The 9,737-nt window shown below is 71.3% G+C and carries 8 protein-coding genes; 4 read left to right on the plus strand and 4 right to left on the minus strand.

Annotation, left to right across the window (positions count from 1 at the left end; genetic code table 11):
• From I4I78_RS25265 to I4I78_RS25275, 3 genes are all read left to right on the plus strand, one after another.
• On the plus strand, window positions 1–825 hold an 825-nt coding region (locus tag I4I78_RS25265), incomplete at its 5' end, for a PD-(D/E)XK nuclease family protein (protein WP_218613986.1).
• A complete protein-coding gene (locus I4I78_RS25270; RefSeq protein WP_308252349.1) occupies window positions 822–1,646 on the plus strand; it encodes a thioesterase family protein in 825 nt (274 codons plus the stop codon). The genes I4I78_RS25265 and I4I78_RS25270, both read left to right, overlap by 4 nt.
• A gap of 67 nt (window positions 1,647–1,713) precedes the next feature.
• Entirely contained in the window at window positions 1,714–2,799 is a 1,086-nt protein-coding gene (locus I4I78_RS25275; protein WP_226380413.1) for a sulfite oxidase, read from the plus strand.
• Between the two features lie 25 nt (window positions 2,800–2,824).
• On the opposite strand, the gene hisG is transcribed toward I4I78_RS25275, so the two are convergent.
• The 4 genes from hisG to metH all read right to left on the minus strand — a co-directional run bounded on the left by hisG (window position 2,825) and on the right by metH (window position 8,697).
• A complete protein-coding gene (gene hisG / locus I4I78_RS25280; protein ID WP_218613987.1) occupies window positions 2,825–3,709 on the minus strand; it encodes an ATP phosphoribosyltransferase in 885 nt (294 codons plus the stop codon).
• An 83-nt stretch (window positions 3,710–3,792) separates the two neighbouring features.
• Complete coding sequence (locus I4I78_RS25285; protein ID WP_218613988.1) at window positions 3,793–4,056, minus strand: phosphoribosyl-ATP diphosphatase; 264 nt, start codon at window positions 4,054–4,056, stop codon at window positions 3,793–3,795.
• A gap of 170 nt (window positions 4,057–4,226) precedes the next feature.
• Entirely contained in the window at window positions 4,227–4,898 is a 672-nt protein-coding gene (locus I4I78_RS25290) for an HAD family hydrolase (RefSeq protein WP_374225915.1), read from the minus strand.
• A 109-nt stretch (window positions 4,899–5,007) separates the two neighbouring features.
• Window positions 5,008–8,697, minus strand: a complete 3,690-nt coding sequence (gene metH / locus I4I78_RS25295) for a methionine synthase (protein WP_374225916.1) — start codon at window positions 8,695–8,697, stop codon at window positions 5,008–5,010.
• 129 nt (window positions 8,698–8,826) lie between these two features.
• Here metH and I4I78_RS25300 point away from each other — a divergent pair, with 129 nt between their 5' ends.
• Window positions 8,827–9,735, plus strand: coding sequence for a PAC2 family protein (locus I4I78_RS25300; protein ID WP_218613991.1), 909 nt, complete (start codon window positions 8,827–8,829; stop codon window positions 9,733–9,735).
• The last annotated feature ends 2 nt before the right edge of the window (window positions 9,736–9,737 follow it).

The following is a 9,737-nucleotide window of genomic DNA, read 5'->3' on the forward strand; positions in this document are numbered from 1 at the left end:
TTGCTCTACCGCTTCCGCGCGGTCGACCGGCTACCCGAACCGCCGACCCGGGCCCAGGTCCGCGGCACGCTGGTGCACGCGGTGCTGGAGAAGCTGTTCGCGCTGCCCGCACCCGAGCGGGTCCCGGAGGCCGCGCGGGCCCTGCTCGGCCCGGCCTGGGACGAGCTCGTCGCCTCCTGGCCGGAGGTGGTGACGGCACTGTTCACCGGCCCCGACGACCCGGCGCTGGCCCTGTGGCTGGACTCGGCGACGGCGCTGCTCGACACCTACTTCACCCTCGAGGACCCGCGCCGGATCACCCCGGCCGCGGTGGAGGAGCTCGTCGAGGTCGAGCTGACCCCGGAGCTGCCGCTGCGCGGCTACCTGGACCGGCTCGACGTCGCGCCGGACGGGCGGATCCGCGTCGTGGACTACAAGACCGGCTCGTCGCCGCACGAGTACGGCGAGCTGGGCGCGATGTTCCAGCTGAAGTTCTACGCGCTCGCCGTGCTGCTGCTGCGCGGCGTGGTCCCCACCGAGCTGCGGCTGCTCTACCTGGCGAACGGGGAGTCGCTGACCTACTCCCCCGACGCCGAGGAGCTGCACCGGTTCGCGACGCTGCTGCAGGCGATCTGGGCCGCGGTGCGGCGCGCGGCCCCGGACGGCGACTTCCGGCCCAACCCGGGCCCGGCGTGCCGCACCTGCGACCACAAGGCGGTCTGCCCGGCGTGGGACGGCACGCCGCCGCCCTACCCCGGCTGGCCGGGCGAGGCCCCGGTCTCCGGCGCCACGCCGGGCACGGCGTCCGCCGGCGTCGCGGTCGGACAGGGCATGATCGAACCGTGAGCGACCTGCAACCGTTCTACCTGCCCCTCGGCGCCGCAGAGCAGACCGGCCCGGACGCCGTCGAACGGTTCGAGGCCACGTTCTCCACCACCGGCCCCTGGTTCGCCGAGGCCCAGCACGGCGGCCCGCCCTCGGCCCTGCTGGTGCGGGCGCTGGAGCGGGTCGAACCCAGCCGCGACGGCGCGCCGCCTGCGATGCTGGCCCGGGTCACCGTCGAGGTGCTCGGCGCGGTCCCGGCCGGCCCGGTCGAGGTGCGGGCCGGGGTGGAGCGCTCGGGGCGGACGATCGAGATGCTGCACGCGACGATGTCGGCCGGCGGCCGCGACGTCCTGCGGGCCCGGGCGTGGCGCCTGGCGCGCGGCGACACCGCGGCGCAGCAGGCCGGGCTCGCCCCGTCGTTGCCCGGGCCGGAGCACGCGACCGTGCGCACCGAGCGTCCCGACGGCTGGCTGCCGGGGTTCATGGACGCCGTGGAGTGGGCCTGGCTGGACGGGTGGCTGGGCGAGGCCGGGCCCGGCCGGGCGTGGATCCGCCCGCGGGTGCCGATCGTCGCGGGCGAGCAGGCCAGCCCGCTGCAGAACATGATGATCGCGGCGGACTCGGCGAACGGGCTCGGCGCCCCGCTGGACGTGCGGGAGTGGCTGTTCGTCAACACCGAGCTGACCGTGCACCTGCACCGTGACCCGGTGCCCGGCTGGACCGGGGTCGCGGCCGAGACCGTCGTCGGCCCCTACGGCGTCGGGACCGTCTCGGCGACCCTGTTCGACGCCGACGGGCACGTGGGCCGGATCTCCCAGGCCCTGACGATCCGGAAACGCTGACGACCCGCAAGCGCTGACGATCCGGAACCGCCGAGCACGGCGGGCGCCCGCGGGGCACGCTGGACCGATGAGGTCACCGGCCAAGCGCGACGACATGCTGGTGCACGAGCGCGAGCCCTACAACGCCGAGCCCCCACGGGGCGCCCTGACCGACGCGCTCACCCCGATCGAGGCGTTCTACGGCCGCAACCACGGCCCGTTCCCCGACGTCGACCGGACGGCCTGGCGGCTGCGCGTCCGCGGCATGGTCACCCGCCCGCTGGAGCTCTCGCTCGACGACCTGCGGTCCCGCTTCACCCGCCACGAGGAGATCGCCACCCTGCAGTGCGCCGGCAACCGGCGGGCCGGGCTGATGGCGGTGCACGACATCCCGGGCCAGCACCCCTGGGGCCCCGGCGCGACCTCGACCGCGCGCTGGGCCGGTGCCCGCCTGGCCGACGTCCTCGACGCCGCGGGCCTGGACCCCGGCGTCACCGACATCGCGTTCGACGCGCCCGACGTCGCGCCCGAGGCCGACCCGCCGCAGGGCTTCGGCGGGTCGATCCCGGCCGCCAAGGCCACCGCGGCCGAGGTCCTGCTGGTGTGGGAGATGAACGGCGAGCCGCTGCCGGCGGCGCACGGTGCACCGGTCCGGGTCGTCGTCCCCGGACACATCGGCGCCCGCAGCGTCAAGTGGGTCGAGACGATCACCGCGCGGGACCGTCCGTCCGACAACTTCTTCCAGACCAGCGCCTACCGGCTGCTGCCGGCCGACCTCACCGACCCCGCGCCCGGGGACGGGATCGCGCTCGGCGCGGTCGCCCTGAACTCCGAGATCCTGTGTCCCGACGACGGCGACGACCTCATCGCCGGGCCCGTCGACGTCACCGGGTACGCCTTCGTCGGCGACGACCGCACGGTCGTCCGCGTGGACGTCTCCGTCGACGGCGGGCGGACGTGGGCCCAGGCCGACCTCGACGACCAGGTGAGCCGCTGGGCGTGGCGGACCTGGCACACCACGGTGGACCTGCCGCCCGGACCCGCGACGATCACCGCCAGGGCGTGGGACAGCTCCGCCGACCTGCAGCCCGAGCACCCCGCCAGCGTGTGGAACCCCAAGGGCTACGTCAACAACGCGTGGCCGGTCGTGACCGTCACCGGCCACGACCGCTGAGTCGTCGGCAACCGGGCCCGCGGGCTCAGTCGCCGTTGCTGGTCATCGCCCGGCAGGACCGGATCTCCGAGGTCAGGATGGCCTTGGCGCCGAGGCGGGCGAGCTTGTCCATGACCCGGTTGGTGTCCTTGGTCGGCACCATCGTCCGGACCGCGACCCAGCCCTCCTTGTAGAGCGGCGACACGGTCGGCGCCTGCAGCCCGGGGGCGATCTTCTCCGCCTCGGGGAGCAGGCCCTTCGGGCAGTCGTAGTCCATCATCAGGTACTCGCGGGCCAGGACGACGCCGCGCAGCCGCTCCGCGAAGATCGCCTTCACAGCCGTGGTCTCCTCGGACTCGGCCCGGTCGTGGCGCGGCTCGCGCTCGATCAGCGTGGCCTGCGAGGAGGCGATCGGGTCGCCGATCACGGTCAGCCCGTGCTGGCGCAGCGTCCGCCCGGACGACACGACGTCGGCGATCGCGTCCGCCAGGCCGAGCTGGATCGAGATCTCCACCGCGCCGTCGAGCTTGACGATCTCGGCGCCGATCCGCTTGCCGGACAGGTACGAGCGCACCAGCCGCGGGTAGGAGGTGGCGATCTTCTTGCCGTCCAGGTCCTCGAGCTTCCAGTCGTCGCCGACCGGCACGGCGAACTGGAACCGCGACTTGCCGAAGCCGAGCTCCAGCACCGTCTGCACCTGGCTGCCGGACTCCTCCATCAGGTCGAACCCGGTGACACCGAGATGCAGGTCGCCCTTGCCGACGTAGGTCGCGATGTCCTTCGGCCGCAGGTAGAAGAACTCGATGCCGTTCTCCTCGTCGACCATGCTCAGGTCGCGCGAGTCGGACCGCTGTCGGTAGCCGGCCTCCCGCATCATCGTGGCGGCGGGCTCGGCCAGGGTGCCCTTGTTGGGCAACGCGACGCGGAGCATGGGGCTCTCCTCGGATGTCACAGTCTTCTCACTACCAGGTATCGCGGTGGGTGCGGGGCCTTCACTCGGTACGGAAATTCCGTTCAGAGGAACTTGTAGACGTCCTCCAGTGCCAGCCCACGCTGGAGCATCAGCACCTGTACCCGGTAGAGGAGCTGCGAGATCTCCTCGGCGAGCGCGTCGTCCGGCTCGTGCTCCGCGGCCAGCCACACCTCGCCGGCCTCCTCGAGCACCTTCTTGCCCTGTGCATGTACTCCCGCGTCCAGAGCGGCCACGGTGCCCGAACCCGCCGGGCGGTCGGCTGCCTTCGCGCTGAGCTCCGCGAACAGGCCGTCGAATGTCTTCACGTCAGTTGACCCCTTTCACGACCAGTGTCGACTCTCGCCCATACCGCCATCCAGCGCATTCGCGGGTCTGAGGTCGCCGGACAGACTTCTGCGCCGGGTGGTACACCCAGAGTGACGAACAGATCACGCTCCATCCGTTCGTCGTGCTGGACGGCCCGTTCGCGACCCGGTCACGGCGGCGCGGGGCTCATCACCGACGCATGGATACGAGCAAGATCACTGAGTGTGACGCCTGTGAGGGACTCCCGGTGCACCCGCCGCGGGCCGCCGGGCACCGGGATCTCGCAGGGCACGACGAGCACGACGCACCCCGCGTCCTCCGCCGAGACCGCTCCGGTCGGCGAGTCCTCCACGGCCAGGCAGCGGGCCGGGTCGAGCCCGAGCAGGTCCGCGGCCCGCAGGTAGGGGTCCGGCGCCGGCTTCGGAAGCCCGACCTCGTCGCCGCACACCGTCGCGGCGAAGTTCTCCCGCCCCAGCGTGTCCAGGGCCAGCTCGACCAGCGAGCGGATGGTGTTGGTGACCAGCGCGGCCGGGACACCGGCCGCGCGCAGCGAGCCCAGCAGCTCGCGCGCGCCCGGACGCCACGGCAGCCCCTCGCCGAACAGCTCCCCGGTGCGGGTGAACAGCCACTCCCCCGCCGCGGCCATCTCGGCCTCGGGCACCGTCGACGGGTCGCGGCCCGCCTCCCGGAAACAGATGCGCACGCTCGACCAGAGCGACCCGCCGATCGACTCCTGCCGGGCCCCGGTGCTCAGCGGCCCGGCCCCGAGGCGGCCCATCAGCTCGTCGAGCGAGCGGTCCCAGACCTTCTCCGAGTCGATCAGCGTGCCGTCCATGTCCAGCAGTACCGCCGCGGGCGGAGCCGGGGCGCCACCGACACGGACCGGCGGTGCCGCGTCAGCGACACCGCCGGTCCGTGCGTGCGAGTCCGTGCGGGACTCAGGGTGGGACTCAGGCCCCATCGGCCGCCTTCTTCTCCTCCGGCGAGTAGCCCAGGTTCGGACGCAGCCAGCGCTCCACCTCGAGCACCTCGGTGCCCTGGCGGCCGGCGTAGTCCTCGATCTGGTCCTTGCCGACCCGCCCGACGGTGAAGTAGCGGGACTCGGGGTGGGCGAAGATCATGCCGGACACCGCCGCCGCCGGCGTCATCGCGAACGACTCGGTGAGCGCGAGGTCCAGCGACGTCGCGTCCAGCAGGTCGAACAGCTTCTGCTTCTCCGTGTGGTCCGGGCAGGCCGGGTAGCCGAACGCGGGGCGGATGCCCCGGAACTTCTCCCCCAGCAGCTCCTCGGCGCCCGGGGCGGCGTCGGGCTCGAACCACTCCCGGCGGGCCTCGAGGTGGGCGTACTCGGCGAACGCCTCGGCGAGCCGGTCGGCCAGCGCCTTCACCATGATCGACTTGTAGTCGTCGAGATCCTTCTCGTACTCGGCCGAGACCTTCTCCGCGCCGTGGATCCCCACCGCGAACGCGCCGAGGTGGTCCCCCTCGGGCGCGACGTAGTCGGCCAGGCAGCGGTTGTTCCGGCCCAGCGGCTTCTTGGTCTGCTGGCGCAGCATCGGGAGCCGGATCTGGTTGCCGCTCTCGTCGATGACGATGTCGTCACCCTCGGAGTGCGCAGGCCAGAACCCGTAGACGCCCTTGGCCTCGAAGAGGTCCTCGGCGATGATGTGGTCGAGCAGGGCGTTGGCGTCGTCGTAGAGCTCACGGGCCACCGGCTCGTCCAGGATCTTCGGGAACTTGCCCTTCATCTCCCAGGCCAGGAACAGGAACTGCCAGTCGATCAGCTCGCGCAGCTCCGCGATCGTCGGGGTGACGTGCCGGACCCCGGTGAACTCCGGGACCGGCAGCTCCTCGTCGAACGACACGACCTCCCGGTTCGCCCGCGCCTCCTCGATCGAGAGCAGCGGCTTCTGCTCGCGGCCGGCGTGCTGCTCACGCAGCCGCTGCTGCTCCTCGGCGTTGCTCGCCGCGAGCACCTCGGCGCGGTTGTCGTCGAACAGGTCGGACACCACACCGACGACGCGCGAGGCGTCCAGCACGTGCACGGTGGTGCCGTCGTAGGCCGGCGCGACCTTGACCGCGGTGTGCTGCTTGGACGTGGTCGCGCCACCGATCAGCAGCGGCAGCTTGAGCCCGCGCCGCTCCATCTCGGCCGCGACGCCGACCATCTCGTCGAGCGAGGGGGTGATCAGCCCGGACAGGCCGATCGCGTCCGCGTCCTCGGCGACGGCGGTGTCGAGGATCTGCGCGGCCGGGACCATCACGCCGAGGTCGATCACCCGGTAGCTGTTGCAGCCGAGCACGACGCCGACGATGTTCTTGCCGATGTCGTGCACGTCGCCCTTGACCGTGGCCATCACGACCGTGCCGTTGCCGCGGTCGGAGGTGGCCTCCCCGCGGGCCTTGGCCTCCTCCTTCTCCTTCTCCATGAAGGGCTCGAGGTAGGCCACCGCGCGCTTCATCACCCGGGCGGACTTGACCACCTGGGGCAGGAACATCTTGCCGTCACCGAACAGGTCGCCGACGACCTTCATGCCGTCCATCAGCGGACCCTCGATGACGTGCAGGGGGCGCTCCGCCTGCTGGCGGGCCTCCTCCGTGTCGTCCTCGACGTAGTCGACGATGCCGTGCACCAGCGCGTGCTCGAGCCGGGCCCGGACGTCGTTCTCCCGCCAGGTGAGGTCGTGCTTGCGCTGGGTGCCCTCGCCCTTGAACCGGTCCGCGGCGTCGACGAGCCGGTCGGTCGCGTCCTCGCGACGGTTGAACAGGACGTCCTCGACCATCTCCAGGAGCTCGGGCTCGATGTCCTGGTAGACCACGAGCTGCCCGGCGTTCACGATTCCCATGTCCAGGCCGACCTTGATGGCGTGGTAGAGGAACGCCGAGTCCATCGCCTCGCGCACCACGTCGTTGCCGCGGAAGGCGAACGACAGGTTCGAGATGCCGCCGGAGATGTGGACGCCCGGGCAGCGCTCCTTGATCTTCGGGCAGGCCTCGATGAAGTCCTTGGCGTAGTCGTTGTGCTCGGACATGCCGGTGGCGATGGCGAGCACGTTCGGGTCGAACACGATGTCCTCGGGCGGGAACCCGACCTCGTCGACCAGGATCTTGTAGGCGCGCTCGCAGATCTCGACCTTGCGCTGGGCGGTGTCCGCCTGGCCCTTCTCGTCGAACGCCATCACGACGACGCCCGCGCCGAAGGAGCGCACGATGTTGGCGCGTTCGCGGAACTCGTCCTCGCCCTCCTTGAGGCTGATCGAGTTCACGATCCCCTTGCCCTGCACGCACCGCAGCCCGGCCTCGATCACCGACCAGCGCGAGCTGTCGATCATGATCGGCCAGCGGGCGACCTCCGGCTCGGTGGCCACGAGGTTCAGGAACGTCGTCATCTCCTCGTCGCTCTCGAGGAGGTCGGCGTCCATGTTGACGTCGAGCATGTTCGCGCCACCGCGGACCATGTCCAGCGCGACGTCCAGGGCGCCGGTGTAGTCCTTGGACTCGATCAGCCTCCGGAACCGCTTGGAGCCGGTGACGTTCGTGCGCTCACCGACCATCACGAAGCCGGTGTCGGGACCGATCTCGAACCGCTCCAGTCCGGAGAACCGCGTCCGCTCGGGCGGCTCGACCCGGCTGCGCGGCGGCAGCGACCTCACCGCCTTCGCGATCTCGCGGATGTGGTCGTGCCCGGTGCCGCAGCATCCGCCGACGACGTTGACCAGGCCGGACTCGGCGAACTCCTGGAGCAGCGCCGCGGTCTGGTCCGGGGTCTCGTCGTAGCCGCCGAACGCGTTCGGCAGTCCCGCGTTGGGGTAGCTGGCGGTGTAGGTGTCGGCGATCTCGGAGAGCGCCTGCACGTGCGGGCGCATCTCGTCGGCGCCCAGCGAGCAGTTCAGACCGACGATCAGCGGTCGCGCGTGCCGGACCGAGGTCCAGAACGCGTCGACGGTCTGGCCGGACAGCGTCCGCCCGGACCGGTCGACGATCGTGACCGAGATCCAGATCGGCAGGTGCGGCGCGACGTCGTGCGCGGCCTGCAGGGCAGCCTTGCAGTTCAGCGTGTCGAAGATCGTCTCGATCAGGAGCAGGTCCACCCCGCCCTCGTCGAGCGCGCCGATCTGGTCGGCGTAGGTCTCGTAGACCTGCTGGTAGGACACCGCACGGAAGGCGGGGTCCTCGACCTTGGGCGACAGCGACAGCGTCACGTTCAGCGGGCCGATCGACCCGGCCACGAACTTGTCGCCCTCGGCCTCGTCGGCCGCCTGGCGGGCCAGCTTCGCCGCCGCCAGGTTCATCTCGCGCACCTTGCCCTCGAGGGCGTAGTCGGCCTGGCCGATCGTGGTGGCGGTGAACGTGTTCGTCGTCGTGATGTCCGCGCCGGCCTCGAAGTAGCGCCGGTGGCTGTCCAGGATCAGGTCGGGCCGGGTCAGGTTGAGGAGGTCCGGGTCACCGTTGGTGTCCTTCGGATGATCGGCGAGGAAGTCCGCCTGGTAGTCCTCCGGGGACAACCCGAGCCCCTGGATGACCGTTCCCCACGCGCCGTCGACGACGCCGATCCGCTCGTCCAAGATCTCTCTGAGACGTTGCGTTCTGGCGGCGGTCTCCTCCACGCGCCCTGCCCTGTCCTGCTTGCCCTCTGACACCGCGATGTCGCCGTCCGAAGAGGTGCTCACCGAGTGATCCGCTCCCATCGTTGATGACACGATGAGTGAGGTTACCTGGTGAACGGGGTTCGACCGGATTGTGAGAGCCCCGGGCCGTAGGCTGTAGCGATGACGGATGGAGACCCGAGCACCGCGGGAACGGGCGATCAGCCGTCCCTGATCGAGCCGGTGCTGGTCGCCGCGTTCGAGGGTTGGAACGACGCCGGCGAGGCCGCGAGCACCGCTCTGGAGCACCTCGAGCTCAGCTGGGACGCACAGCCCCTGACCTCGATCGATCCCGAGGAGTACTACGACTTCCAGGTCACCCGGCCGCATGTGAAGCTGGCCGACGGGATCACCCGCAGGATCGAGTGGCAGACCACCCGCCTGTCCTGGGCCACGCTGCCCGGGACGGACCGTCATGTGGTGCTCGTGAGCGGCATCGAACCCAATATGAGATGGCGCGCATTCTGCCGTGAACTGATCGGTCACATCGAGCGCCTGGGCGTGACGAAGGTCATCACACTCGGTGCGCTGCTGACCGAGGTCCCGCACACCCGGCCGACCCCGGTGAACGGCACGTCGTGGGACGTCGACTCGTTCAAGGCGATGGGCATCGAGCCGTCGAACTACGAGGGACCGACGGGGATCGTCGCGGTGTTCCAGCAGGCCTGCGTCGAGGCCGGGGTGCCGGCGCTGTCCTACTGGGCCGAGGTCCCGCACTACGTCTCGCAGGCCCGCGTGCCCAAGGCCGCGGTCGCGCTGCTGCACCGGATCGAGGAGGCCCTCGACGTCGAGGTCCCGCTCGGCGGGCTGCCGGAGGCGGCCGAGGAGTGGGAGCGCACGGTCTCGGAGATGGCCGACGCCGACGACGAGGTGCGCGAGTACGTCCGCCAGCTCGAGGAGCAGGCCCAGGAGTCCGACGCCGAGGAGGCCGAGTCGGACCTGCGCGAGACCAGCGGTGACACCATCGCCGCCGACTTCGAGCGCTACCTGCGCCGCCGCGGCTCCGGCCCCGGCGGTGCCGCCGGGTCCTGAGC

The organism is Pseudonocardia sp. KRD291 (assembly GCF_019263595.1).
GTDB lineage: Bacteria > Actinomycetota > Actinomycetes > Mycobacteriales > Pseudonocardiaceae > Pseudonocardia.